The sequence below is a fragment of the Spirillospora sp. NPDC029432 genome (assembly GCF_040703975.1).
Taxonomy (GTDB): Bacteria; Actinomycetota; Actinomycetes; order Streptosporangiales; family Streptosporangiaceae; genus Spirillospora.
This window is the reverse complement of sequence record NZ_JBEZWH010000008.1, coordinates 1-26,590: the sequence shown is the minus strand read 5'-3', so window position 1 is coordinate 26,590 and position 26,590 is coordinate 1. Positions and strand designations below refer to the sequence as shown.

The following is a 26,590-nucleotide window of genomic DNA, read 5'->3' as shown; positions in this document are numbered from 1 at the left end:
TCATGGCACGATCCCTCGTCCGAGCCGATTCCGGAGGTGCCATGGCCGCGGCGGAATGGGCGCCCACGGGCGTGGACCTCACCACCCCCAACACGGCGCGCATCTACGACTACCTGCTCGGCGGGAAGGACAACTACGAGGCCGACCGCAGGGTGGCCGAGCAGCTGCTGAAGATCATCCCCGAGTCGCGGATGGCCGCCCGGCAGAACCACCTGTTCATCGGCCGCGCGGTCCGCTTCCTCATCGGGGAGGGCGTCCGGCAGTTCATCGACATCGGCACGAAGCTGCCGACGCGCGGCGGCGTCCACGACGTGGCGACCGGGCTGGCCCCGGACGCGCGGGTGGTGTTCGCCGACAGCGACCCGGTCGTGCTGGCGCACGCGCGGGCGCTGCTGACCGGCGCCACCGGACGGACGCTGGTGGCCGGCGCCGACCCGCGCCGGCCGGACGCCGTCACCGAGGACCCCGAGGTCCGGCGGCTGATCGACTTCGACCGGCCGGTGGCGGTCATCCTGGACCGGGTGCTGCACTTCATCGAGGACGCCGCCGAGGCCGCCGCCGCCGTCGAGCGGCTGCACGCCGCGCTGCCGGGCGGCCACCTGGTCTTCACCCACATCACCCAGGAGCCGCGGCCCGAGGCGGGCGGCGAGGTCGGCCAGGTGTTCCGGCCGACCGACGGGCTGTTCTGGGGCCGCGGCCGGGACGAGATCGCGCGCATCGTCGCGGCGTTCGAGCTGGTGGAGCCCGGGCTGACGTACACCTCGCAGTGGCGCCCCGGGCCGGACGACGAGCGGATCGCCTTCCCCGAGCGCACCTACACGCTCGCGGGCGTCGGGCGCGCCTGAGCGGCCGCGGCACCGTACGGCACCGGGTCCGTGGTCACCGTCCGGGGCGCCCGGACGGTGGCCGCCGCGACGATCCCGGCGGCCACCGTGAGCATGATGACGGTGGCGAGCAGCAGCACGCTCTTCTGGTACGACACGTGCCACAGGCTGGAAGCCGGCGGGGCGGGCTGTCAACGGCCGCCCCGGGGAACGGGCGATCACACGCATGCCGGACCTGGCGGAATCCCCACCGGAGCCGTCATTTGCGGCCTATCCGCTATCTCTTTTAAGCCCCCATAAAACTCGCTAGAGTGACCACCTCATCACAGAACACGACCGGCGGCCGGTCACGCGGGTGACGCATGCCCTCATCCGGCCGCGCGGCCGTACGGTCGACCGAGGGGGAGCCTTGGACGTCTACCGGACCAGGCCCGGCACCGGACCGGCTTTCTCCGGCGGGTCGCTGGAGACGAGGACCCTGGAGACGCTGATCACGCGGGACTACGACTCCCGCCCGGCGCTCGTGTACGAGCGGCTGCGCGCCAAGTACGGCCCGGTCGCGCCGGTCGACGTCCTCGGCGTCCCGTTCTGGCTGGCCCTCGGCTACGCCGAGGTGCTGGAGGTGCTGCGCAACCAGCGCGGCATCTGGAGCAAGCGGCTCGCGGACTGGCCCGCGTGGACCGAGGGCCGGGTGCCCGAGGACTGGCCGCTGCGCCCCGCGCTCGCGGTCGACCACATCGTCTTCCAGGAGGGCGGGCGGCTGCGCGACCTGCGCGCCGCGTACCACGAGGCGCTCAAGCCGTACCAGGACCCCGCGCACGCGCAGGCCCGCCGGTTGCGCCAGGTCATCACCCGGTACGCCGACGAGCTCATCGACGTCATGTCCGAGGGCGGGCCGACAGGGTGGGCCGACCTGTCCGCGCAGTACGCCCGGCCGCTGCCGCTGATGGTGGTGGGCGAGCTGCTCGGCGTGCAGGGCGACGGCGGCGACGAGGTCCTCATGGACATGTGGCGGGTGCTGGACGCCGGCCCCGACTCGGCCGCCGCGCTCGACCGGCTGCTGGCCGCGCTGGGCGAGCTGGGCGCCGCCCGGATGGCCCGCCCGCAGGAGGACATGCCCTCGTACCTCCTCGCCGCGCACCCGGGGCTCACCGTCGACGAGATGTCCCGCGAGCTGATGATGATCGTGGGCGTCACCGGCGACTACACCGGCGTGCTCATCGGCAACACCATCGCCGAGGTGATCACCGCCAATCCCGAGGTCCGGGCCAGCCTGTCGGCCGGGATGATCCGGGAGACGGTGAACCGGGTCGCGATGCTGAACCCGCCGATGGCCAACCTCACCTTCCGCTGCCCCTCGGTCGACGTCCGGCTGGGCGACGTCACCATCGCCGCCGGCGAGCCGGTGATGCTGTCGGTCGCCGCCGCGCACGCCGACCCCGCGTTCGCCGCCGGGCGCGGCACGGACGCGATGTTCAGCTCCCGCGCGCACCTGGCCTGGGGCGCGGGCCCGCACGACTGCCTGGGCCGCGAGCTGGCCACCACGATCGTCACCATCGCCATCGAGCGGCTCTTCGAGCGCTTCGGCGCCCTGGCGCTGACCCTGCCGGCCGACCAGCTCCCGTGGCGCTCGTCGCCGCTGATGCGCGGACTGCGGTCGCTGCCCGTCCGGTTCGAGCTGGCCGAGCAGGGCCGCCCCGCCGGACCGGCCGGTGCCGCCGCGGCCCCGGCCCAGCCCGTCCGGGAACGGCAGGAGGCCCCGCGCTCCGCGCTCTGGCGGTTCGTGCGCGGCCTGCGCCGGCAGCGGTAGCCGCTCTCAGGCGGCGCCGATCGACCGCATGAGCATCGGGAACGCCCGGTGCAGCTCCCGCTCCCAGTACGGCCAGGTGTGCGTGCCCGGCCCGTAGAGGTTCGCGGTCACGGTGAGGCCGAGCTCCCCAGCCCGCTCGACGAACGCCCGGTTGGCGCGGTCGAGCACGGCCTCCAGGGCGTCGTCGGCCGCGCCCGGCGGATCGAGCGGTCCCGGCGTCCCGTTGCCGGAGGCGATGTAGAGGGGCAGGCCGCGCAGGCGCGGAGCCAGCTCGTACGGGCTGTGCGCGCGCCAGATCGCGGCCTGCTCCACCGGGTCGCCCCACAGCGCGAGCGGGTCGCCGCCGAACGCCGCCACCATCTCCATCAGCATCCCGGCCCCCGGCACCGTGTGGAGCACGCCGCTGAACGAGGCCGCCGAACGGAACAGGTCCCGGTGCCGCGCCGCGTACCCCAGCGTGCCGAGGCCGCCCATGGACAGGCCCGCCACCGCGCGCCGGCCGCCCGCGCCGAACTCCCGTTCCAGGAGCGGCAGCAGCTCGCGCAGGTGGAACGTCTCCCACGCGGGCGGGCCGCCGGCGCCGCCGTTCCACCAGTCGGAGTACATGCCGTGCGTGCCCGCCTCGGGCATCACGACCATGACGCCGGTGCCGGCGGTCAGCTCCGCGACGTCGGTGTTCGCCGTCCACGCCGTCCAGCCGGGGATCATGTCGCAGCAGCCGTGCAGCAGCAGGAGGACGGGCGCGTCCGCGGCCGGCCGGGCGGGCAGCAGGATCCGCGCGTGCCCGTCGCGGCCGAGCGCGGGCGAGGCGATCGTGAGATCGACGGTGCGCGCGGCCACCTCGTCCACCCGGGTGATGCGCGCGGCATCCCCGGTCACCGTTCCCGGACGCGTTTCACTCACCTCGGCTCCCGAATGATTCCGGCAGCCTACCGGGCCCCTCCGGCCGGCGGCATCGGCCGGGGGGCGAGTTCGCGGTTGCCGCTGCGGGCACCCGCGGTTAGGGTCATGATCGTGACTGCCGGGTCGGCCATGGGCCAGGAGCGAGAGAGGTTCCCGGCCGGCGCGTGAGCGTCCGGCGGGCCAGGGGCCCGCCCGCTCCTTCTTCCTGAGACGTTCCCCGATCCCACGAAGAAGTAGAGAGCAGCGCACTTTGCCGATCGATTTCAACCAGCACGTCATCGACGAGTTCCGGGCGAACGCGGGCCGCGTCGGCGGGCCCTTCGAGGGCGGCCGGCTCCTCCTGCTGACCACCACCGGGGCGCGGACGGGCGCCCGGCACACCACCCCGCTGGGCTACCTCCCCGACGGCGGCGAGCGCGTCATCGTGATCGCCTCCGCCGCGGGCGCGCCCAGGCACCCGGCCTGGTACCACAACCTGGTCGCGAACCCGCGCGTCACCATCGAGGACGGCACCTTCACCTACGAGGCGGACGCGGTCGTCCTGGCCGGCGCCGAACGCGACGAGATCTTCGCCCGCGCGGTCGAGGCCGACCCCGGCTGGGCCGAATACCAGGCCAAGACCACCCGGACCCTGCCGGTGGTCGCGCTCAAGGCCATCGACGGCGGTTCTCCGGAGGGGCGGCCCGGCGACGCGCTCAAGGCCGTGCACGCCGCGTTCCGCAGGGAACTGGAGCTCGTCCGCAAGGAGATCGCGGACTCGGGGCCCGGCCTGGGCGCCCAGCTGCGGATCAACTGCCTGACGCTGTGCCAGGGACTGGAGCACCACCACGCCATGGAGGACGGCGGGATGTTCCCGCACTTCGAGCGGGCGGTCCCCGAGCTCGCCCCCGCCATGGCCCGGCTGCGCGAGGAGCACCGCACGGTCAAGCGCCTCCTGGACGAGCTGAGCGCGCTGCTGGCCGCGGAACGGCCCGACCGCGAGGTCCTGCTCGCCGAGGTGGAACGGCTCACCGCCGCGCTGGAGGCCCATCTCGACTACGAGGAGGAGCAGCTCATCCCGCTTCTGAACGGCTGACCGCCGCGGCCAGGGTGAGCGGGGCGGCGATCAGCAGCGCCAGCGCCGGGACCGCGATGCCCGAGTCGTTCACCGCGAAGCCGGCCGCGGCGGTGACCAGCACGGCGAGCAGCGCGGCGCGCAGGGCGGGCGCGTCCCGGTAGAGGCGGCCGAGCACGCCGTCGCGCCGCAGCAGCACGGCCATCAGCAGGACGAGGGCGCCCGCGGCCGGCAGCGTGATCCAGGCGGTGCCGAGCGAGTTCAGCATCGAGTCCGCCTTGCGCTCCAGCACCGGCCACGCGCCGCCGCCGAGCGCCCGGTGCCAGAAGTCCCCGAGATGGGAGCGGGCGGCGGCCGGGCGCAGCGAGTCGGCGTACGCCAGCCCGGCGACGAGCAGCGCGCCGCCCGCCCCGGCCGCCAGCAGCGGCCGGAGCGAGATCCGGCGGCCCGCCGCCCACAGCGCCAGCAGCACCACGCCCGGCGTCAGCGCGAGCACGCCGCCGAAGTCGCTGCCCCAGCCCGGCCACCCGTCCACCACGATCGCGGCGCCGCCGACCAGGACGGTCAGCGCCACCGCCAGGCGGCGGCGCCCGGCGGCGACCGCGGGCGCCGCGAGCCCGGCCGCGCAGATCAGCGCGGCCGTGGCGAACAGCGCGAACGTCAGGTTCCCGAAGCCGTAGAAGCGGCCCGCGGCCAGGGAGAAGTTGCCGTTGAGGCTGTCGGCCTGCAGCGGCGAACCGGCGACGGCGTCGGCGGCCAGCGTCACGCAGGTGACCGCCGCGACCGCCGTGACCGGCCCGAGCGGGCGCCGCCGCCACGGCCCGGCCACGGCCAGCCCCACGACGGCGGCGCCCGCCGCGAGGACGGCCGCCGCCAGCCCGGCCGCCGGATGCTCCGCCCGCCACCACGGGACGAGATTCGCCAGGTACGTCGCGGCGGGCGCGGCCGCGGCGAGCAGCGCCGCGTACCGGACGGCCGGGAGCACCCGCCGGCGCGCGCCGCGGCGCCACGCCAGGGCGGCGAGGCCGTACACCGCCAGCTGCCCGCCCACGAGCGCGATGTTGAACGGCGCCACCATCGACCGGGTGACGCGGGCGGCCAGGTCCCGCTCCCGCAGCCGCTCGACGGGCCGTTCCGCCGCCCGTTCCCGGTGCGTCCAGGAGGCGCCGGTGAGACTCGCGGGCACCGGCACGCCCGCCAGCCGCAGCACCGTCGGCGTCACGTCGGTCAGCGTCAGCAGCCCGGCCCGCCGCGTCGACGACACGGTGAGGTAGCCGGGCCCCGCCGCCGGATGCGCGTCGATCGCGACCCGCAGGCCCGGGTGCCCCGCGTCGGCCACCCCCACGACCAGCACCGCCGCGTCCCGCGGGGCCCGGTCGAGCACCGCGCCGATCCGCTCGTCGGCCCGCGCCAGCGCCGCCGCCCGCCCGTCCTCGCGGCGCGCGACGTCGTCCACGTCCACGACCGTGACCCGGCAGCGCTCCCAGTCCCGCGCCGCCATGTCGCGGACGTGCTCGCGGTAGTGGTCGACCCGCCCGGCCGGATCGGCGGCGGCGAGGGCGCCGCCGGGGCCGACCGCGGTCGTGCACTCGCCCGCCCGGCGGACGGCGCCGCCCAGCAGCCCGACCTGGGACGCGTAGTTCGCCGCCGCGTTGTGCGCCCGCATCCCGGCATACCCCGGGACGACCACGCCCGCGCCGTCGCGCCTCGGCCGGGGCGGCTGCGCGCACTCCCCGCCGGGCGGCCGGGCGCGGCTCCCGGCGGAGATCGTGAGCCAGCCCTCGGCCGCGCAGGTGCGCGGGGTCACCCCGCGCACCGCGATGTTGGCGATCGAGGCCCGCTCCGCCAGCTCCCACAGCACCGGCGTGGCCCGCGGCTTCACATCGCCCCAGCGCAGCCCCGGCACCCCGATCAGCACCACCCGCCCGGGGGTGTTCCCCGCCGCGGCCGGTTCCGCGGCCAGGAGCGCCCCCGCGAGCAGCGCCACCACGACGACCAAGACCCGGCGCAGAGATCGCATGAACCGCATTGTGCGGTCCGCCCGGTAACGCTCCGGTCGCGGTCGCGCATCACCGCACCGGTACGTTTGTCCTCCGTGCTCCCCTACCTGCGGCGGACCGCCGCCGCGCTGCTCCTGCTCGCCTCGTTCACGGCGGCCTGCTCGTCGCCCGCCACCGCCCCGGCCCGGAACGAGGCGCGCCCGCCGGCGGCGAACGCGGACTTCGACTACCAGCTCGGCGGCCCGTACCCGCCGCCGGCGCGGGTCAAGGCCGTCTCCCGGGACCGCACCGCCAAGCCCGCACCTGGGCTCTACAACATCTGCTACGTCAACGCCTTCCAGGCTCAGCCCGACGCCACCCACGTCCACCGCGAGCTCTTCCTGTACGGCCGGAACGGCGCGCCGGTCATCGACGAGGACTGGCGGGAGCCGCTGTTCGACATCTCGGCCGAGGCGAAGCGCGCGGCCCTGCTCAAGGTCGTTGGCCCCTGGCTCGACGGCTGCGCGGACGCGGGCTTCGACGCGGTGGAGCTGGACAACCTCGACTCCTACGAACGCTCCCAGGGGCTGCTCTCAGCGGAGGACGCCGCCGCCTACGCGCGCCTCCTGGCGGGCCGCGCGCACGCGCGCGGACTGGCCGTCGCCCAGAAGAACACCGCCGCCCTGCTGGACGAACGCGCGAGCGTCGGCTTCGACTTCGCCGTCGTCGAGGAGTGCGGCCGGTACGGCGAATGCGCCGCGTTCGACCGCGCGTACGGCGGCCGGCTCTTCGACATCGAGTACGAGCCCGCCGGGTTCGCCGCCGCCTGCCGCGGCTGGGGCCGCACCCTGTCGATCGTCCTGCGCGACCGCGACGTCCGCCCCGCCGGCGAGTCCGGGTACGTCCGCCGGCACTGCTGACCGGAGCGGAAATCCGGTGGACACCCGCGGGACGGTCTGCCACCATGCCCGGCATGGACCTTGAAAGGGGCGGCGCCGCCCTCATCCGGTGAGCGCACGCACGCAGCGGGAAGCTGCCGACATCCGTCAAGAATGGCTGGGCCGCGTGCTCTCGACGCGCCCCGCCGACCGTCCGGCCGCAGAGGCCGCCATCTCCGGGCTGTACGGACGGCTCGGACTCGATCCGCCCCGATTCCACTGGGTGCCGTCACCGCTCTCGGCGGTGGAGACCGTACCGCCCGGGGCACGCCTCAGACCCGGGAAACCCGCGGAGCGCATGACGGAGTGGCCCCTGCCGCGCCGGCTCAGCGACCTCGCCCTACGGCTGTCCTCGGATCTGGACGTGGTCCTCCTGCGGCAGTTCCGGCTGAACACGCCGGTCAACGTCGCGATGCGACCCCTGCGGGACTCCGTGGACGCCACCCTGGGCACGGCCCTCCGCGCCGCGCACGGCGGCACGCCGCCGCAATACTGGGCGACCACGCTCTCCGCCGCCTGGGTCGCGCGCTACGACGCCTGCCGCAGGCTGGCCGGGGAGATCTTCACGCCCGAGCAGGCCGGGCACCTGGACCTGTGGACCGCCGCGGCGCGCGCGTGCCGCTGGTGGTGGCCGCGCGAGGACGTGTGCGTCGTCTCCGAGGGCCCCGTCACCCTGCGCACCGAGGAGTGGGACGGCCGCGCGGTCCGGCTGCACGCCGGGGACGGCCCGGCGGTACGGTTCGCCGACGGCTTCGCCGTGCACGCCTGGCACGGCGCCCCGGTCCCGGCCTGGGTGATCGACGATCCGGCCGCGTGGCGGATCGACCGCGAGGGCAACGTCGAGGTCCGCCGCTGCGCGATCGAGCGCCTCGGCTGGGACGCGTACATCGACCAGGCCGGGCTCCGGCTCCTCGGCACCGCCCCCGACCCCGGCAATCCGGGCTCCGAGCTGCGCCTGTACGACATGCGCCGCGACACCCGCGTGCTCCTCGCGGTGAACGGCTCCGTCGAGCGCGACGGGACGCGCCGCCGCTACGGGCTGACCGTGCCGGGCCACCTGACCGACCCGGTCGCCGCCGCCGGCTGGACCTACGGGCTGTCCGCCGAGCAGTACTCCCGGCTCGTCCGCCGAACCTGAAGGTGATCACCATGACCGACATGACCCTCGAGGCGCTCATGTGGCAGACCCGCATGGACGTCCTCGACCACCTCGACCTCTCGCTGAGCATCCCCGTCGTCGACGGGCTCCAGGCCCAGGGCGACCTCATCGTCATCCCGCTCGCCATGATCGAGCCGATGATCACGATCCATCCCGGCCCGGCCGGCCTCGGCGGCTGGGCCGAGGTGCCGCCCGACGGCATCGAGCTGCTGCGCGGCGAGTCGGGCGCCAACCCGCACACGCTGGTCGCCGACAGGGGCACCTGCCGCTGGACGCGCAACGTCCGGGACGCCGACGGGCTGGCGATCGGCGTCTTCGAGAACACCGCCGTCGCCTACCTCCTGCATCCCGAGCACGGCGCCAGCGGCGTCACGCCCGGCCGCCACGTCGTCCGCCGCCAGCGCGAGCGCGAAGGCCGCCGGGCCCGCCTCGTCGCCGACTGACGCCACCGGCCGGTTTGGCTCAGGGGGCCGGCTCAGGGGGTGCCCTCCCGCGTCAGGGAGGGCACCGCCGAGCGGGACATGGTGCGCATCCGCAGCCCCTCCGGGCTGATCGTGCCGGCCGCCTTCGCGCGCGGCGCCGCGCCCGGCACCGGAAGCAGCCGCCAGCGGGCGGCGATGGAGGCCAGGGTGAGCGTGGCCGCCGTCACGGCGAACGCGTCGCCCGCGCACCCGCGGTCGCCGGCGCCGAACGCCAGGTAGGCGTCGCTCGGCCGCTCCTTGTCCGCCGTCCAGCGGTCGGGGTCGAAGCGGCCGGGGTCGGGGTACAGGTCCTCGCGGTGATGGATCAGGTAGGGGCTGCACAGCAGGGCCGTACCGGCGCGCAGCCGCTGGCCGCCCAGCTCGGTGTCCGCGCTCAGCGTCCGGGTCAGCAGCCACACCGGCGGGTACATGCGCAGCGTCTCGGTGACGATCCGCCCGGTCACCTCCAGGCGCGGCAGGTGCTCGAACGCGGCGGTGCCGCCGTCCAGGACGGCGTCGGCCTCCAGATGCAGCCGCCGCTGGACGTCGGGCCGCCCGGCCAGCAGGTGCAGCGCCCAGGCCACCGTGGCGGCGGTGGTGCACCAGCCCGCGCCGAAGAACGCGAGCGCCTGATCGGCGATCTCGTCGGGGGTGCGGGGCGGCTCGTCCGCGCCGCCGTCGTGGACGCCCGCGAGCACCGACAGCAGGTCGCCGCGGTCGTCGCCCTCGGCCCGGTAGGCGTCGGTGAACTCCTTCACGGCCTGCCGCAGCCGGCGGTTCGCGGCGGCGCGGCGGACGCGGCCGGGGCCGGGCGGCCGGGCCGGCGGCACCGGCGGGAACGTGCGGCGGTACGCGCCGTCCAGGACGGTGCGGGCGTCCCGGACGCACCGCCGGGCCGCCGCCCGCGACGCGCCCCCGGACACGAGGGCGCCGAACGTGGCGGCGGCGGCGATGTCCCGCGCCTCGGCCGCCACGTCCACGATCCGCCCGTCCTTCCAGCGGCCGGTGACGCGCTCGATGTGCTCGGCCATCACGGCCGCGTAGCCGGGCATCCGGGACGCGTCGAAGGCCGGCCCGGCGGCGCCGCGCCGCCCGCCGTGCGGGTGGTCGCCGGGGCTGAAACGGCTGTCGTCCCGCAGGACCTCGCGGACCAGGTCGGGACGGCAGACCACGACGGCGCGGGACGTGCCCTGCCGGATCCGGACGAGGTCGCCGTGGGCGGCGAGCCCGGCGACGAAGCGCAGCGGATCGCGCAGCATGCGCGGTGCGTGCCCGACGAGGGGGAGCGCCCCGGGTGCGGTGGGGATGCCGCTCGTGGTCATGCCGGTTCCGTTCTCTGGCTGTCACTCGACTCTCACGGAGCGTAGTTGACCGAACGCACACCGTGGAGGGAAATGTCGCTGACAGTGACAGACCCCACACCATATGTAGCCGAGGGGCGTCCCTGGAACGCGCCCCCGGTGGCCTGACGCCTTCGCTGGGCGGGTTAACGCGGGGCGCCCGGGGTAACGCGGCGGTGATGGACTCCCGTGACAAGGTGCCGCCGCCCGGGCTGCAGCGGGCCGCGCTGACCGCCGCCTGCCTGCTGGTCCTGACGGCGGCGGGCGGGCTGGTGCTGTGGCTGCTGGTCCATCTGGCGCCGCTCACGCTCGCGCTGGTGGCGACCCTGCTGATGGCCGCGCTGGTCGAGCCGATCCCGCGGTGGCTGCGCGCGGTGCGGGTGCCGGCGTGGCTGGCCGCGCTCGCCGGGGTGCTCGCGCTGCTGGCCATCATCGCGGTGCCGATCGCGCTGATCGGCAACCAGACCGTCCGCCAGTGGCCGCACCTGCGCAAGGGGCTGGACGAGGGCCTGGACAAGGTCCGCGACCTGCTCCTGAACGGCCCGTTCCCGATCAACACCAGGCAGCTCGACTCGATCACCGACACGCTGCAGAACGCGCTGGTCAGGGCCGCGCCCGATCCCGCCGCCGGGGCGGGGGCCGCCACCCAGACCGTGGCGTCCATCGTGATCGCCCTGGTGCTGCTCTTCTTCGTGCTCAAGGACGGCCCCGGCATGTGGCGCTGGGCGCTGGGCATGATCCCGCGGCGCTCCCGCGAGCGCGTCGACACCGCCGCGCGGGCCGGGTGGGAGGCCCTCGTCTCCTACATCCGCGGGACCGTGCTGGTCGCGGCGGTGGACGCCGCCGGCATCGGGGTCGCGCTCCTGGTGATCGGCGTGCCGCTGGCGCTGCCGCTCGCGCTGCTGACCTTCGTCGCCGCGTTCGTCCCGATCGTCGGCGCGACGGTGGCGGGCGCGGCGGCGGTGCTGATCGCGTTCGTGAGCAACGGCCTGACCGACGCGCTGCTGGTGCTGGCCGCGGTGATCCTCGTCCAGCAGGCCGAGGGCAACCTGCTGCAGCCGCTCATCATGGGCCGGGCGCTGAACCTGCACCCGGCGGTGATCCTGGTGGCGGTCACGGCCGGGACGCTGCTGGCCGGGATCGCGGGCGCCATCGTCGCCGTCCCCATCACCGCCGTCGGCTACCGCGTGGCGATGGTGCTGCACCGCGACCGGGCGGGCCCCGAACAGGAGCCGGAACCGGAACCGGAGCCGGTCGGATCGTGACGGCGCCGCTCCCCTGACACGGCCGGGGCCGTGTCAGGGGAGCGGGGCGTTGAACGACATGAGGGCCGTGGCCGCGGCGTCCAGGCGGAGTTCGGTGAGGGTGCAGTTGCCCACCTGCGGGAACAGCGACCGGTAGCGCGCGGGCGGGATGCCGATCAGCTCGCAGAGCGTCAGCCGCAGCAGGGTGTTGTGCGCGACCACGAGGACGCGGCCGCCCTCGTGGCGGGCGGCGACGCGGCGCAGGGCCGCGGCGCCGCGGACGGCGGCCTTGGCCGGGTCCTCGCCGCCCGGGAACGCGCCCGCGACGGGATCGGCGCGGAACGCGGCGACCTCGGCGGGCGGCAGCTCGGCGAGCGTGCGGCCCTCCGCCGAGCCGAAGTCCAGCTCGGTCAGGTCGCCGTCGACCGTGACCGGCAGGCCGAGGGCCGCGGCGGCGGGCGCCGCGGTCGCGCGGGCGCGCCTCAGCGGCGACGCCCAGACCGCGTCGAGCGCGGCGCCGCCGGCCCACGCGCCGAGCCGCTCGGCCTGCTCCCGGCCCGCGGCGGTGAGCGCGATGTCGCTGACCCCCGCGTACCGGTTCTCGGCGTGCCACACGGTCTGCCCGTGCCGTGTGAGGAAGAGTGTCGTGCTCATCGGCCCCGTCATCCGTGCTCGCGTGCGTAGGCGGCCACCTCGGAGGGCAGCCAGCCGCGCCGTTCCAGTTCGTCCAGCAGGCGGTGGAACGGCTCGGTGAACCGTTCCATCCTGCCCGGGCGGGGCTCCACGACCGCGCGGACGCGCACCATGGACTCCGCGACGTCCGCCAGCGAGGCGTCCCCGCGCGTCCCGTACGCGGCGAGCACGGCCATGCCGAGGGCGGCGTCCGCGTGCTCGGGGACGCGGGCCTCGCGGCCGAGGACGTCGGCGCGGAGCCGGCACCAGTACGCGCTGCGGGCGGCCCCGCCGGTGAACGTGATCGGGCCCTCGACGGTGGCGCCCAGCTGACGCACGTACGCGAGCGCGAGCCGTTCGGTGAACGCGACGCCCTGGAGGAGCGCGGCGTGCCGGTCGCCTTCGCCGGACGGGGTCCCCAGCAGGAAGCCCTCGGCCTCGGGCGCGAGGAACGGGAACCGCTCGCCGCGGGACACCAGCGGGTAGGCCAGCGCTCCGGACGGTTCGTGCCGCGCGGCCAGCTCGTCCAGGCGCGGGAGGTCGGCGGGGTCGGCGGCGCCGGCGGTGAGGACGCCCGCGCCGACGCTGGAGGCGCCGCCGGGCAGCCACGCGCCGTCGGGGGCGCGGTGGCTGTACATGACCCCGGCCGGGTCGCGCACCGGGGCCGCGGTCACGCCCTTGTGGACGAGCGTCGTGCCGAGCACCGAGTTCCAGCGGCCGACGCGGAGGGCGCCGGAGCCGAGCTGGGAGGCGCAGCCGTCGGTCATCCCGGCGACGACCGGGGTGCCGGCCGGCAGGCCGGTCGCCGCCGCGGCTTCCGCGGTGACCTCGCCGACGGCGGTGCCTGGGCGGACGACCTCGGGGAACAGGGAAGCGGGCAGGCCCAGCCGCTCGTGCACCTCGCGCGGCCACGCCTCGGCCTGGAGGTCGTACCCGGTCTTGAGGGCGTGGCTGGAGTCGGTGGCGGCTGGCCCGCCGGTGAGCCGAGCGACGACGAGGTCGGCCTGGTGGGCGACGCGGGCGCGGGGGAGGTCGGCGGGGTGCTCGCGGGCGAGCCACAGCACCTTGGCGAGGGCCCAGGACGGCTGGATGCGGAGGCCGAGCCGGTCCCAAAGCGCCTCCCCGGCCTCCTGCGCGGCGCGGGCCTGTTCGGGGGCGCGGCCATCGTCGTACATGAGGCCCTCGGTCAGCGGCTCGCCGTCCGGATCGGTGAGGAGGACCGTGCCGGAGGTGCTGCAGACGGCCGCGCCGCGCACGGCGGCGGGCGGGACGTCCGCGAGCGCGGTGCGGGCGGCCGCCGCGACGGCCGTCCACCAGTCCGCGGGGGTCTGCTCGTGCCGCGCGCCGTCGCGCCGCCCGGTCAGCGGCGCCGCGCCGCGCCCGGCGACCTCGCCCGCGGCGGTGACGGCGAGCGCGCGGACGCCCTGCGTACCGACGTCGATGCCGACCCAGACGGCGTCCGGTGGCCCCACTCCCACGATATTTACCCCTTTGTTTTCGCGCTTACTGATGTGAACTTACAACAACATGACGTTATCTTGTCTGCGTCCCGGGGTGGACGATCGGCCTTCAAACGGGCCTGTACTGGGGGTTGACGAGATGGCGGGCGATGTTACAAGCTCTGTGACGTGGCCGACCGCGACTGTTAGCGGGCGGCCCGCCATACCATCGCGACCTTCCCGACCATCCAGACCTCGCCGACCATCCCGCAACCCCGTAACCCGCACTCTCTGCCTCGCCTGGTCTCCGTCGATCACCGGTCGTGCGGTGCGCCTCCACGGGAGGATCGAAGCATGACCCACGACAGCAGCGGCCGCCGTGGCCCCGAGCGCCGCCGGCAGGACATCGCCGACCTCGTCCTCACCGCGGGCTCGGTCACCGCGGCCGACCTGGCCGAGCGCTTCGGCGTGAGCCTCATGACGATCCACCGCGACCTCGACGAGCTCGAGCGCCAGGGCATCGTGCGCAAGCACCGCGGCGGGGTGACCGCCCAGCCGTCCGGGGTGTTCGAGAGCAACGTCGCCTACCGGATGAAGTCGATGCGCGCCGCCAAGGACGCCATCGCCGCGCGGGCCGTCGACCTCGTCGAGCCCGGCATGGCGGTGATGCTGGACGACTCCACCACGACGCTCGCGCTCGCCCGCCGGCTGGCGGGCATCACGCCGCTGACCGTCATCACCAACTTCCGCGAGGCGATCAACCTGCTGGCCAGCGAGCGCGACATCCGGCTGATGGCGCTCGGCGGCGACTACGACCCGCTGCACGACTCGTTCCTCGGGGTGGCCTGCGTGGACGCCATCACGGCGCTGCACGTCGACCTGTGCTTCGTGTCCACCTCCGCGGTCTCCGGCGGGTTCGCCTACCACCAGGAGCAGCACATCGTCTCGGTCAAGCGCGCCATGCTCGGCGCCGCGGCCCGCAACGTGCTGCTGCTCGACCACTCCAAGCTCAACCGCGTGGCGCTGCACAGGGTGGCGCCGCTCTCGGTGTTCGACCGCGTCATCGTGGACGACGGCGCCGGCGCCGAGGCACTGCGCGACCTCGACGAACAGAAGGTGACCTACGAGATGGCGACGACATGAGGGTGCTGGCCGCGGGAGACCGCTTCGTCCTCCCGGAGCTGCTGGACGGCGCGCTGCGCGCCGAGCTCGGCGCCGCCGCCGACGTCCGCCCGCTGGAGCTGCCCTGGCCGGTGACCCCGTTCGGCCCGGTGGCCGAGGTGGACGAGGCGTCCGGCACCGAGGAGGCGCTGATCGAGGCGCTGGACGGCGTCCGGGCCTGCGTGACGCAGATGGCGCCGATCACCGCCAAGGTCCTGGACAACGCGCCGGACCTGGAACTGGTCGCCGTCGCGCGGGGCGGCCCGATCAACGTGAACGTCGAGGCCGCCACGGCCCGCGGCGTGCGGGTCTGCTACGCGCCGGGCCGCAACGCGACCGCCACCGCCGAGTACACCGTCGGCCTGCTGCTGGCCGCGCTGCGGCGCATCCCCGAGACGCACGCCGCGCTGGCCCGGCGCGGGGAGTGGGGCGGGCGCTACTACACCTACGACGCCACCGGCCTGGAGCTGGAGGGCACCGCGGTCGGGCTGGTCGGCGGCGGCGCCGTCGGGAGCCGCGTCGCGCGCATCCTCACCGGCTTCGGCGCCGACGTCCAGGTGTACGACCCGTACCTGCCGGACGGCGGCGGCGCCGCCGGCCTGGACGACCTGGTGCGCCGCTCCCGGATCGTCTCGCTGCACGCCCGGCTCACCCCCGAGACCCGCGGCCTGATCGGCGCCCGCGAGATCGGCCTGATGCCGCCCGGCTCGGTGCTGATCAACTGCGCCCGGGGCGCGCTGCTGGACCAGGACGCCCTGTGCGACGCGCTGGAGTCGGGCCACCTGCTGGCGGCCGGGCTCGACACGTTCGCCGAGGAGCCGCCGCCGCCCGGCGCGCGCGTGCTGTCCGCGCCGAACCTGGTCATGACCCCGCACCTGGGCGGCGCGAGCCGCGCCGTCGCCGAGAAGGCGGCGCGGATCGTCGCGGCCGAGGTCGGCCGCCTGCACCGGGGCGAGCCGCTCGCCCACTGCCTCAACCCCTCCTGAACGCCCCGACGGGGCGCCCCCCGACAGAGTGAGGAGGCCCACGATGTTCATCGGGATCGACGTGGGCACGTCCGTGGTCAAGGCCGCGGCGTTCGGTGAGACCGGCCGGGTGCTGGCCGTCGAGGCGCGCCCCGCCCGCACGCGCGCGCTGGACGGCCGCGCCGAGCAGGATCCGGACGAGGTCGCGGGCGCCGTCGCCGAGGTGCTCGGCGCGCTCACCGCCCGCCATCCCGATCCGGTCGCGGCCGGGCTGACCCGCCAGGGCGACGGCGTGTGGCTGGTCGACCGGGACGCCCGGCCGGTCCGTCCCGCGATCACCTGGATGGACGCGAGGGCGGCGGGCATCGTCGCCGAATGGTCGGCGAACGGCGTCGCGGAGACGGTGTTCCGGCGCACCGGCAACGCCCTGTTCCCGGGCTGCCCGGCGCCCGTGCTCGCCTGGCTGGACCGGCACGAGCCCGCGGCGCTGGACGCCGCCGCGACCGCCGCGTACTGCAAGGACGTGGTCTTCCAGCGGCTGACCGGCGTCCGCGGCACCGACATGAGCGACGCCTCGGTGCCGTTCCTGAACCCCCGGACGCGCGCCTACGACGCCGGGGCGCTGGCCGCCTGCGGGCTGTCGCACCGCGCCGCACTGCTCGCGCCCGTCGCCGAGCCGCGCCCCGCGGGGGAGGTGCTCGCGGACCGGCCGCTGCCGGCGGGGACGCCGATGACCGCCGGGCCGTTCGACGTGCCCGCGTGCGCGCTCGGCGCCGGGGTGACCGAGCCGGGCGACGGGCTGCTGATCATCGGGACCACGCTGGCCTGCCTGGCGGTGATCGACGAGCCGATGCTGGACGGCGAGCCGGCCGGGTTCCACTTCGCCACCGGGCGGCCCGACCGCTGGCTGCGCGGCATGCCCGCGATGGTCGGCACCGCCGCGCTGGACTGGGTGCTGGACGCCGTCGGCGCGGCGCACGGCGACCTGGAGGACCTGCTCGCCGCCTCCCCGCCGGGGGCGCGCGGCGTGCGGGTCCTGCCGTTCTTCGCGCCCTCGGGGGAGCGGGCCCCGTTCGTCGAGCCGGCCGCCCGCGCGGAGATCACCGGCGTGAGCCTGGAGACCACGACCGCCGATCTCGTCCGGGCGACCTGCGAGGGCATCGCGTTCGCGGCGCGGCACTGCCTGGCCGCCGCGGGCCTTTCCGGGGAGCTCGCCGTGGCGGGCGGCGGCACGCGCAGCGACTCCTGGCTCGGGCTGTTCGCCGACGTGCTCGGCCGACCCCTGCGGGTCGCCGCGGCGGAGGCGGGGGCGCGGGGCGCCGTGCTGGCCGCGGGGCACGGGCTCGACACGGCCGAGTGGACGCGGCCCGCCGGCGTCCGCGATCCCGACGCCGGCCGCGCCGCCTTCTACGAGGAGGAGTACGCGGCCTACCGGAAACGGGTCGCGGACGCCCGAGAACGCTGGCGGGCCGGTTCGTAACGTCGAACAGCGTTCCTATCTCAATCAGCGCCGCCGGAGCCGCCCGGCCATTCACATTCCACCGAACGGCACCGGAAAGGGAATCCTCATAGCCGCTCTGACCTAGGGCGATGAGGTTATTAGACGTGCGCGGAAATCGGCGGGGCGGTCGCCGAAACGGCCCTCCTTTTGAGGCTTGTGAGCCTTGACACCCGGATCGGGCGACTTCTACTCTTAATTTCTCGTAAAATCGCGTTAAGTTCTCAGCAGAACTATTGATATCCATGATCGGAGTCCCCGGTGACCGGTTCCCCCAGCGCGCCGCTGGCGCCCTACGGGCTCCGCTGCGACCACCGCGCCGAGCCGCTGGGCCTCGACGCGGCCGCCCCGCTGCTGTCCTGGCGGCTGGCCTCCGGCCGGCGCGGCGACGCGCCCGCCGCGTACCGCGTGCGCGTGCGCACCGACGACGGCACCGGGAACGGCACCGAGGTGTGGGACTCCGGCCGGGTCGCCGACCCGGCCGCCGTCGGGGCGCTCTACGGCGGCGAGCCGCTTCGCCCCCGCACCCGCTACCGCTGGACCGTCACCGTCACCGCCGAGGACGGCGCGACGGGCGAGGCGGAGTCGTGGTTCGAGACCGGGATGGGCGCGCCGTCCGGCTGGACGGCGTCGTGGATCACGCACGACCGGGCCGCGCTGGACGTGGTGGACGCCCCGGAGGAGGGCGTCCTCGCCATCCCCGACCACGGGCTCGAACCGGCGATCCGGCTGCGGCGCGCGTTCGCGACGCCCGCCGCGCCCGTCCGCGCCCGGCTGTACGTCACCGTCAAGGGCCTGTACGAGGTGCGCGTCAACGGCGCCCGCGCCGGCGACGCCGAGCTGGCCCCCGGCTGGACCGACTACCGCGACCGGATCGAGTACCAGACCTACGACGTGACCGCGCTGGTCCGCGCGGGCGGCAACGTGATCGCCGCGACGATCGCCGACGGCTGGTGGAGCGGCTTCACCGGCTTCGACGCCCGCCGCTCCGGCGCCCACTACGGAACGTTCCCGGAACTGCTGGCCGAGCTGCACCTCACTTACGCCGACGGCGCCACCGAGGTCATCGCCACGGGCGGGGACTGGCTGACGGCCCGCTCGCCCGTCCGGTACGCCGACCTGCTGATGGGGGAGTGCCACGACCTCCGCCGCGAGACCCCCGGCTGGGACCTCCCGGACGCGGCGGAGGCGCCGGCGGGAGACCCCGGCGGCTGGCTCCCCGCCCAGGTCACCGGCGCCGATCACGGCCTGCTCGTCGCGTCGGTCGCGCAGCCCGTCCGCGCCGTCCGGGAGCTGCCCGCCGTGTCGGTCACCCGCGACCCGGACGGCCGCCACCTCGTCGACTTCGGGCAGAACTTCGCGGGCCGGGTACGGCTCGCCGCGCGCGGCCTGACCCGCGGCGACCGGGTCGTGATCCGGCACGCCGAGACCCTCGACGCCGACGGCCGCCTCTACACCGCGAACCTGCGCACGGCCGCCGCCACCGACGTGCTCGTCGCGGGCGACGCCGCCGAGACGGTCTTCGAGCCGCGCTTCACCTACCACGGCTTCCGGTACGCCGAGGTGTCCGGGCTCGACTCCCTGGACGCGGCCGACATCACCGGCGTGGTCCTGCACAGCGACACGCCCTGGGCGGGCGGGTTCGCCTGCTCGGACCCGGATATCGAGCGGCTGCACCGCAACATCGAGTGGGGCCAGCGGTCCAACTTCGTCAGCGTCCCCACCGACTGCCCGCAGCGCGACGAGCGGCTCGGCTGGCTCGCCGACGCCCAGGTGTTCCTGCCGACCGCGTGCCTGAACGCCGACGTCGCGGCCTTCTTCGACGGCTGGCTGCGCGAGGTGCGCGGCGCCCAGTCGGCGGACGGCTGCTTCACCAACGTCGCGCCGCGGCTGGTCGGCGTCGCCGACGAGGGCGCCCCCGGGTGGGGCGACGCCGGGGTCCTGGTGCCCTGGCACCTCTACACCGTCTACGGCGACGAGCGCGTCCTGGAACGCAACCTCGACGCCATGTGCGCCTGGGTCGACTTCGTCCACCGGCACAACCCCGACCTGGTGTGGAGCCGCCGCGTCGGCCCGCACTTCGCCGACTGGCTCGCGCTCACCCCGACCCCGCGCGACGTCGTCGCCACCGCGTACTTCGCCCGCAGCGCCGAGCTGACCGCCCGCGCCGCCGAGGTCCTCGGCCGCGGCGAGACGGCGCGCCGGTACGGATCGCTCGCCGAGCACGTCCGCAAGGCGTTCGGCGAGCGGTTCGTGTCCCCGGACGGCCGGATCGAGGGCGACACCCAGACCGCGTACCTGCTGGCCCTGGCGTTCGACCTGCTGCCCGCCGCGCTCGTGCCGCGCGCCGCCGCGCGGCTGGCCGAGCTGGTCGAGGCCGCCGGACCCGGGGTGACCACCGGGTTCCTCGGCGTCGGGCTGATCGCGCCGGTGCTCGACGCGCACGGCCGCGCCGACCTCGCGCACGCGCTGCTGCGCCGTACCGAGGCGCCGTCGTGGCTGTACCCGCTGCGGCACGGCGCCACCACGATCTGGGAGCGCTGGGACGGCTACACCGACGAGCGCGGGTTCCAGGCCGCCGCGATGAACTCGTTCAACCACTACGCGCTCGGCTCGGTCGGCGAGTGGCTCTACCAGGGCGTCGCCGGCCTCGGCCAGGCCCCGGGCTCGGCCGGGTACCGCGAGCTGCTGATCCGCCCCCGCCCCGGCGGGCTGACCGCGGCGAGCGCGTCGTACGAGTCGGTGCGCGGCACCGTCCGCACCGCCTGGACCCGCGAGGACGGCGAGTTCCGGCTCCAGGTGACGGTGCCGCCGGGAGCGTCCGCGACCGTGGTCGTCCCCACGCCGGACCCCGGCGGCGTGCGGGAGGGCGGCGTGCCCGCGTCCGCCGCGCCCGGGGTGCGGATCATCGCGGCGGAGCCCGGCGCGCTCCGCTGCCACGTGACGTCGGGGGAGTACCGCTTCACCGCGGAGGCCCATTGACCCCCGTCCCCGAGCGGGACGGTCCCGGCGGTTCCCCGCCGGTCATCGAGGAGGACACATGACATCGTCGTTCGAGAGGGCGCCCCTGAGCCGCCGCAACTTCCTGCGCGCGACCGGCGGGGCGGCCGCGGCGGTAGCGCTGCCCGGGGTCCTGGCGGCCTGCGGCGGCGGCTCGTCGGGCGGGTCCGGCACCCTGCGCCTGGTCGGCGTCGCCGACCAGCAGAAGCCGCTCGACGCGCTCACCAAGGCGTACACCAAGGTCAAGTTCAACGCCTCGTACGCGCCCACCGACCAGGTGCAGACCTCGGTGCGCACCCAGCTCGGCGCCGGGAACGCCCCGGACGTGCACGTGGTGTTCCCGGGCAACGGCAGCGCGATGAGCATGGCGCAGATCGCCCAGGCCGGGCTGCTCGCCGACCTGAGCGACCAGGCGTGGACCAAGAAGGTCCCGGCGAACTTCAAGCCCGCGTACCAGCTGGACGGCAAGACCTTCATCTACTCGCCCGGCTCCAGCGTCATCGGCGCCATCTACAACAAGAAGGTCTTCCAGGAGGCCGGGGTCGAGCCGCCCAAGACCTGGAGCGAGTTCCTCCAGGTCTGCGACAAGATCAAGAAGAAGGGCAGGATCCCGATCGCGCTGGGCGCGCAGACCCCCTGGATCACGCAGCTGATCACCTACGCGCTGGTGCCGTCGACCGTGTACGCCAAGAACCCGAAGTTCGACGAGCAGATGAAGGCCGGGTCGGCGTCGTTCGCCCAGTCCGGCTGGGTGCAGGCGCTGGAGATGTACCTGGAGCTGCAGAAGCGCGGCTTCTTCAACGACAACCCCAACGGCACCACCTTCGAGCAGGCCACCTCCATGGTCGCCACCGGCAAGGCCGGGATGGCGATCCAGGTCTCGGCGGTGCTGCCCGACTTCCGCAAGGCCGCCACGAACGCCGCCGACCTGTCGATGTTCCCGGTGCCCGGCGCGGACAAGGAGGCGGACGTGTGGATTCCCGCCGGCGTCGTCGTCGGCGTGGGCGTCAGCGCCCGCAGCAAGAACAAGGACTCCGCCAAGGCGTTCGTCGAGTTCCTCGGCGAGCAGCGCAACATCAACGCCTGGTCCGAGGCCGTCGCGTGCGTCCCGTTCGTCCGCGACGGCAGCTCCAAGATCGACCCGGTGCTGGACCCGTTCCTGCCCTTCATGGACGGCGGCAAGGCCGTCCCGTTCATGGACCAGGCCTGGCCCAACGCCGAGGTCCAGCCCGCGCACTTCGCCATGGTCCAGGAGCTGCTCGGCGGCAAGACCACCATCCCCCAGGGGCTGGCGAAGCTGGACGAGACCTACCGGAAGAAGTAGCCAGTGGCATCCACGACAAGCGCCCCGGCCACGCCGGCGGCCGGCCGCCCGGCCGGTAAGGGCGCCGCCCCGGAAGGGCGGCGCCCCCGGCGGCGCCGGGGCGGGTTCCTGACGCCGCCGTGGTGGTTCGCGGCGCCCGCCCTCGCCGTGTACGCGCTGGTGGTGCTCTACCCGAGCGCCAGCGGCATGATCTACGCCTTCACCGACTGGAACGGCCTCGGCGACCGCTCGTTCAACGGGTTCGCGAACTTCACCCGGCTGTGGGGCGACGAGGCGGCCCGCGGCTCGCTGGTCAACACGCTGCTGCTGACCGTCGCGATCGTCCTCGTGCAGAACGGGATCGGGCTGCTGCTCGCGCTCGGCGTGCACACCCGCATCAAGTCGCGGGCCGCGCTGCGGGTGGTGTTCTTCGCCCCCGCCGTCGTCAGCCCGGTCATGGTGGCGTTCCTGTGGAAGTACGTCTACAACCCGGCGCCGGACGCCGGGCTCAACGGCATCCTCGGGGCCGTCGGGCTCGGCGGCCTGCGCCAGGACTGGCTCGGGAACCCGTCGCTGGCCATCTGGTCGGTGGCCGGGATGGTGGTCTGGCAGTTCGCCGGCTACTCCATGGTCATCTTCCTGGCCGGCCTGGAGGGCGTCCCGCAGGACCTGCACGAGGCCGCGATGATCGACGGCGCCGGGCGGTTCCAGCGATTCCGGCACGTGACCTGGCCGCTGCTCGCGCCCGCGGTGACGATCAACCTGATGCTGTCCACCATCGGCGGGCTCAAGCTGTTCGACCAGGTGTACGCGGCGACGAACGGCGGCCCTGGGCACGCCAGCGAGACGCTGTCCACCGTCCTCTACAAGCAGGCGTTCGTCTTCGGCAACTACGGCTACAGCACGGCGATCGCGCTGGTGCTGGCGCTGTTCGTGGCCGCGGTGTCGCTCGTCCAGATCTACTACCTGCGCGGCCGGGAGGTGAGCGCGTGAGCCTCCGCTACGGGTTCCGCACGTTCCTGCTCGAACTCGTGATGATCGCCGTCGCCCTGGCGTTCCTGTTCCCGGTGTACGCCCTGATCACGCTGTCGCTGAAGGGCAAGCAGGAGATCGCGTCGGCGCCGCTGTCACCGCCGACGTCCCCGACGTTCGGGAACTTCTCCGACGCCTGGGAGCGGGCCTCGCTCGGCTCGGCGCTGCTGAACAGCACCATGATCACGGCGGTGAGCCTGCTGGTGCTGATCGCGGTCGGCTCGTTCGCCGCGTACTTCCTGGCCCGCTGCGCCACCCGGCTCGGGTTCGGGCTGTACGTGCTGTTCCTGCTGGGCATCGTGCTGCCGTTCCAGCTCGGCATGATCCCGCTGTTCAAGATGGTGGACGCGGCCGGGCTGCTCGGCACCTACCAGGGGATGATCATCTTCTACACCGGCATCCAGCTGCCGTTCACGATCTTCCTCTACACCGGGTTCATCCGGGCGCTGCCGGCCGACTACGCCAACGCCGCGATGATCGACGGCGCGGGCCACCTCCAGGCGTTCACCCGGGTGGTGTTCCCGCTGCTGCGGCCGATCACCGGCACGGTGCTGATCCTGAACGCGGTGTTCATCTGGAACGACTTCTTCACCCCGCTGCTCTACCTGGGCGGCTCGGCGCGCGAGACGGTCCCGGTGCGGATCTTCGCGTTCGTCGGCCAGTACGTGTCGGACTACGGCCTGGTCTTCGCCGGCCTGGTGCTGGCCGCGCTGCCGATCCTGGTGGTGTTCCTGCTGCTCCAGCGGTACGTCATCAAGGGCTTCGCGAGCGGGCTCAAGGGATGATCCCGCCCCGGCTGCGCGCGGTCCTGGACTCGCCGCCGCGCGCGTACTCCCCGGCGCCCATCTGGTGGTGGAGCGGCGAGCGGCTGGAGCGGCCGCGGCTGCGCCGCCAGCTCGAACGGTTCACCGAGGGCGGCGTCTTCAACCTGGTCGTCCTGAACCTGGCGCCGTCCGGGCCGATGTTCGGGTCGGACGCCGACGACCCGCCGTTCTTCTCCGAGGCGTGGTGGGAGCTGCTGGACGGCGTCTGCGAGGACGCCGCGGAGCTGGGCGTGTCGCTGTGGTTCTACGACCAGCTCGGCTTCTCCGGCGCCGACCTCCAGGCCCGCCTGGTCCGGGACGTTCCGGGCTTCGCCGGGCAGTGGCTGGAGCGCGGCGGCGGCACCACGGCGCGCGGCTTCGACTACCTGTCGGCCGAGGCGTGCGCGGTGCTGCTCGACCGGGTCCACGGCGAGTTCGAGCGGCGCCTCGGGCACCGTTTCGGGGACGTGATCGTGGGATCGTTCCAGGACGAGCTGGCGTCGCTGCCGACCTGGACGGAGTCGTTCGCCGCGGAGTTCCTGCGGCGGCGCGGCTACGACCTCGCACCGCACCTCGGCGCGCTCTGGAGCGACACGAAGGAGGGCGGCACAGTGGGCGGCGGTGGGGGCGCCGGCGCGGTCCGGCGCGACTACCACCTGACCCGCGCCGAGCTGGCCGAGGAGGCGTTCTTCCGCCCGCTCGCCGAATGGCACGAGCGGCACGGGCTGCTGCACGGCTGCGACCAGCAGGACCCGGCGCGCGCCGGCCTGCCGGTGGACGGCGTGCGGCTGTACGCCGACTACGCGCGCACGCACCAGTGGTTCGGCGCCCCCGGCTCCGACCACCACGGCGACGCCCGCGTCCACTCGTCCCTGGCGCACCTGTACGGGCGGGACCGCACGTGGATCGAGGCGTTCCACTCCAGCGGCTGGGGCGGCACGCTGGAGGAGACGTTCGACTGGCTGCTGCCCTGGCTGCGCGCCGGGGCGACCCTCTACAACCCGCACGCGGTATACGCCGCGACGAAGGCGGGATGGTGGGAGTGGGCGCCGCCGGCCACCGACTGGCGCCAGCCGTACTGGGCGCACCACAAGGTCTTCGCCGACGCCGTCGCGCGGCTCTGCGTGGCGCTGTCGCTGGGCCGGCACGTGTGCGACGTCGCCGTGCTCTTCCCGACCGCGACCGCGCAGGCCGGGACCCGGCTGGACGGCGTGGACGCCGCCGCTGCGCTCGCCCAGGACACCTACCGCGCCCTGGTCGGCGACATGGCGTGGTTCCGGATGGTGCCCGGCGCGCTCGACCGGCTGCGGATCGACGCCGACGTCCTCGACGACGACTCGGCGCGGCGGGCGGAGGTCGCCGGGGGACGGCTGAACGTCGCCGGCGAGTCGTACGCCACCGTCCTCCTGCCCGCCTGCACCGTCCTGGAGGGCGGCACCGCCCGGCGGCTCGCCGAACTGGCCGAGGGCGGCGGGCGCGTCATCGCGATCGGCCCGCCGCCGTGCGAGGGCGTCGGCGACGCCGCGGCCGGCGAGGCGGTCGCGAGGCTTGCCGGGCTCGTCGAGACCGTTCCGGACGTGGCCGGCCTCGGCGCGCTGCTGGGGGAGGGGCGCCGGGTGGACGCGCCGGTCCCCGCCCTGGTCCGCGAGGTGGACGGCGCGACCGTCGTGTTCCTGACCGCGTCGGCGTCCATGGCCAGCCGGGTCTCGGTCGGGCGGCCCGACGAGCGCGGCATCGATCTCGGCTGGCTCGACGTCACCTACGACTTCGACCCCGACCGCTACCTGCGGGACGTGCCGGTGCGCGTCGAGGGCGCGACCGGCCCGGCGTACCTGGTGAGCCCGTTCGGCGGGCCGCCGCGCCCGCTCGCGTGCACGCCGTCCGGGACGGGGACGAAGGTCGTCGTGCCGTTCGACGACGGGCCCGCGGCACTGCTCGTCTTCCCCGGCGGCGAGGCCGCGGACGCGCCGCCCGCCCCCGCCGCGCCCGGGCCGGAGACCGTGATCGACCTCGGCTCGTCCTGGGACATGGACCTCGTCCCGACGCTCGACAACACCTGGGGGGACTTCGCCCGCCCGGCCGGGGAACCCGTACCGCTGGAACGCTGGGACCTGCTGCACCGCGTCGAGGGCGAGGACGGCTGGACGCCCGCCCACGCCACCTTCGGCCCGCACGGGATCTGGCACCGCGGAACGCCGGACGGCGAACCCTGGCGCACGGCCGTGTACTCCGACTCGCGCGGCATCCGCAAGGACCCCGTGCACCGCGGCGTCCTCGGGCCCAAGGGGCACGTGCCGGAGGAGTTCCTCGACTTCGGCGACGTGCGCGCCGGAGAGCCGGTTACGTTCCGCACGCGGCTGACCGTACCGGCCGAGGGGCATCTGGCCGTCGGCGCGGCCGCGGCGAAGACGCTGCTGGTGGACGGCGCGGCCGTCCCGTTCGACGACCTCGGGTACCTGGCGATCGGGTCGGGCCCGCTGCCCGCCGGGGACCACGACGTCGAGCTGCGGCTCGTCCCGGACGAGGACGTGCGGCTGCGCGCCCACGTCGCCGTGGTGACCGACCCGGCCGCCCACCGCCGCCCGGAGTGGATGACCGTCGCGGGGGACGGCCCGCCCGGCGAGCAGGTCGCGTTCACCACCGTGCCGGGGCCCGGGACGACCGTCCTGGTGGTATCGGCCGCGCCGTGCCGCGTCCTGGCCGACGGGACGGAGATCGGCCGTCAGGGCGGTTTCGACCCGTACGCCGAGCACGAGGCCCCCCGCGCCGGCCGCTACGAGCTGCCCGCGAACACCGCGGAGCTGACGCTGGTCCTCACCGGCACGGGCGGGCCGCCGGCGGTGCTGGTGGACGGCGCCGCGGTCTCCGGGCCCGGCTGGACGGCGGTGCGCGGCGGCGCGCCGGCGGCCGTGGGGCCCCCCCGCCGCCCGCGCGGGGGCCCCGCCGCCCGGGCCCAGCGCCCCCCCCCCCCCCCGCGGCCCGGGGCGGGGGGGTGTCCAAGCCGT

General features: G+C 75.1%; 21 protein-coding genes. 15 read left to right on the top strand and 6 right to left on the bottom strand.

The features are described from left to right. The first annotated feature begins 41 nt into the window (after window positions 1-41). Window positions 42-845, top strand: a complete 804-nt coding sequence (locus tag AB0881_RS08615) for an SAM-dependent methyltransferase (RefSeq protein WP_366615421.1) — start codon at window positions 42-44, stop codon at window positions 843-845. On the opposite strand, the gene AB0881_RS08610 is transcribed toward AB0881_RS08615, so the two are convergent. After that, the gene (locus tag AB0881_RS08610; RefSeq protein WP_366615420.1) at window positions 815-982 is read right to left on the bottom strand and encodes a hypothetical protein; all 168 of its coding nucleotides are present in this window, start codon (window positions 980-982) and stop codon (window positions 815-817) included. The two genes, AB0881_RS08615 and AB0881_RS08610, sit on opposite strands and share 31 nt — an antisense overlap. Before the next feature lie 251 nt (window positions 983-1,233). Between AB0881_RS08610 and AB0881_RS08605 the strand changes: the two genes are divergently transcribed. Beyond that, the gene (locus AB0881_RS08605; protein ID WP_366615419.1) at window positions 1,234-2,634 is read left to right on the top strand and encodes a cytochrome P450; all 1,401 of its coding nucleotides are present in this window, start codon (window positions 1,234-1,236) and stop codon (window positions 2,632-2,634) included. 6 nt (window positions 2,635-2,640) lie between these two features. On the opposite strand, the gene AB0881_RS08600 is transcribed toward AB0881_RS08605, so the two are convergent. Continuing rightward, window positions 2,641-3,537 carry an alpha/beta hydrolase family protein gene (locus AB0881_RS08600; RefSeq protein WP_366615418.1) on the bottom strand — a complete coding sequence of 299 codons (897 nt, stop codon included), beginning with the start codon at window positions 3,535-3,537 and terminating at the stop codon, window positions 2,641-2,643. A 250-nt stretch (window positions 3,538-3,787) separates the two neighbouring features. Between AB0881_RS08600 and AB0881_RS08595 the strand changes: the two genes are divergently transcribed. Continuing rightward, window positions 3,788-4,612, top strand: coding sequence for a nitroreductase/quinone reductase family protein (locus AB0881_RS08595; RefSeq protein ID WP_366615416.1), 825 nt, complete (start codon window positions 3,788-3,790; stop codon window positions 4,610-4,612). Here AB0881_RS08595 and AB0881_RS08590 read toward each other — a convergent pair. Continuing rightward, window positions 4,590-6,611, bottom strand: a complete 2,022-nt coding sequence (locus AB0881_RS08590; protein ID WP_366615415.1) for a hypothetical protein — start codon at window positions 6,609-6,611, stop codon at window positions 4,590-4,592. The genes AB0881_RS08595 and AB0881_RS08590 overlap by 23 nt on opposite strands. Before the next feature lie 75 nt (window positions 6,612-6,686). Between AB0881_RS08590 and AB0881_RS08585 the strand changes: the two genes are divergently transcribed. The 3 genes from AB0881_RS08585 to AB0881_RS08575 all read left to right on the top strand — a co-directional run bounded on the left by AB0881_RS08585 (window position 6,687) and on the right by AB0881_RS08575 (window position 9,110). Then, a complete protein-coding gene (locus AB0881_RS08585; RefSeq protein ID WP_366615414.1) occupies window positions 6,687-7,490 on the top strand; it encodes an endo alpha-1,4 polygalactosaminidase in 804 nt (267 codons plus the stop codon). A 316-nt stretch (window positions 7,491-7,806) separates the two neighbouring features. Further along, a complete protein-coding gene (locus AB0881_RS08580) occupies window positions 7,807-8,646 on the top strand; it encodes a DUF6745 domain-containing protein (protein ID WP_366615412.1) in 840 nt (279 codons plus the stop codon). An 11-nt stretch (window positions 8,647-8,657) separates the two neighbouring features. Next, the gene (locus AB0881_RS08575) at window positions 8,658-9,110 is read left to right on the top strand and encodes a hypothetical protein (protein WP_366615410.1); all 453 of its coding nucleotides are present in this window, start codon (window positions 8,658-8,660) and stop codon (window positions 9,108-9,110) included. Window positions 9,111-9,142: 32 nt separating this feature from the next. Here the strand turns inward: AB0881_RS08575 and AB0881_RS08570 are convergent, their stop codons facing one another. Then, window positions 9,143-10,450 carry a cytochrome P450 gene (locus AB0881_RS08570; protein ID WP_366615408.1) on the bottom strand — a complete coding sequence of 436 codons (1,308 nt, stop codon included), beginning with the start codon at window positions 10,448-10,450 and terminating at the stop codon, window positions 9,143-9,145. Between the two features lie 197 nt (window positions 10,451-10,647). Between AB0881_RS08570 and AB0881_RS08565 the strand changes: the two genes are divergently transcribed. After that, window positions 10,648-11,733, top strand: a complete 1,086-nt coding sequence (locus AB0881_RS08565; RefSeq protein ID WP_366615406.1) for an AI-2E family transporter — start codon at window positions 10,648-10,650, stop codon at window positions 11,731-11,733. A 33-nt stretch (window positions 11,734-11,766) separates the two neighbouring features. Here the strand turns inward: AB0881_RS08565 and AB0881_RS08560 are convergent, their stop codons facing one another. Together AB0881_RS08560 and AB0881_RS08555 are read right to left on the bottom strand one after the other, a co-directional pair. After that, a complete protein-coding gene (locus tag AB0881_RS08560) occupies window positions 11,767-12,366 on the bottom strand; it encodes a histidine phosphatase family protein (RefSeq protein ID WP_366615404.1) in 600 nt (199 codons plus the stop codon). An 8-nt stretch (window positions 12,367-12,374) separates the two neighbouring features. Continuing rightward, window positions 12,375-13,862 (bottom strand): FGGY family carbohydrate kinase, encoded by a 1,488-nt coding sequence (locus AB0881_RS08555; protein ID WP_366615402.1) that lies wholly within the window; start codon window positions 13,860-13,862, stop codon window positions 12,375-12,377. A 315-nt stretch (window positions 13,863-14,177) separates the two neighbouring features. Between AB0881_RS08555 and AB0881_RS08550 the strand changes: the two genes are divergently transcribed. From AB0881_RS08550 to AB0881_RS08515, 8 genes are all read left to right on the top strand, one after another. Continuing rightward, complete coding sequence (locus tag AB0881_RS08550; protein ID WP_366615401.1) at window positions 14,178-14,966, top strand: DeoR/GlpR family DNA-binding transcription regulator; 789 nt, start codon at window positions 14,178-14,180, stop codon at window positions 14,964-14,966. Further along, a complete protein-coding gene (locus AB0881_RS08545; protein WP_366615399.1) occupies window positions 14,963-15,970 on the top strand; it encodes a 2-hydroxyacid dehydrogenase in 1,008 nt (335 codons plus the stop codon). Before AB0881_RS08550 ends, AB0881_RS08545 begins: the two co-directional genes overlap by 4 nt. A 43-nt stretch (window positions 15,971-16,013) precedes the next feature. Further along, a complete protein-coding gene (locus AB0881_RS08540; RefSeq protein WP_366615397.1) occupies window positions 16,014-17,429 on the top strand; it encodes an FGGY family carbohydrate kinase in 1,416 nt (471 codons plus the stop codon). Window positions 17,430-17,708: 279 nt separating this feature from the next. Next, window positions 17,709-20,429, top strand: a complete 2,721-nt coding sequence (locus tag AB0881_RS08535; protein ID WP_366615396.1) for a family 78 glycoside hydrolase catalytic domain — start codon at window positions 17,709-17,711, stop codon at window positions 20,427-20,429. A gap of 58 nt (window positions 20,430-20,487) precedes the next feature. Further along, entirely contained in the window at window positions 20,488-21,771 is a 1,284-nt protein-coding gene (locus AB0881_RS08530; RefSeq protein WP_366615394.1) for an extracellular solute-binding protein, read from the top strand. 3 nt (window positions 21,772-21,774) lie between these two features. After that, window positions 21,775-22,743 carry a sugar ABC transporter permease gene (locus AB0881_RS08525; protein WP_366615392.1) on the top strand — a complete coding sequence of 323 codons (969 nt, stop codon included), beginning with the start codon at window positions 21,775-21,777 and terminating at the stop codon, window positions 22,741-22,743. Next, complete coding sequence (locus tag AB0881_RS08520) at window positions 22,740-23,567, top strand: carbohydrate ABC transporter permease (RefSeq protein ID WP_366615391.1); 828 nt, start codon at window positions 22,740-22,742, stop codon at window positions 23,565-23,567. The genes AB0881_RS08525 and AB0881_RS08520 overlap by 4 nt, the downstream gene beginning before the upstream one ends. Further along, window positions 23,564-26,590, top strand: a 3,027-nt coding sequence (locus tag AB0881_RS08515) for a glycosyl hydrolase (protein ID WP_366615389.1), incomplete at its 3' end; no start/stop codon positions are given. The genes AB0881_RS08520 and AB0881_RS08515, both read left to right, overlap by 4 nt.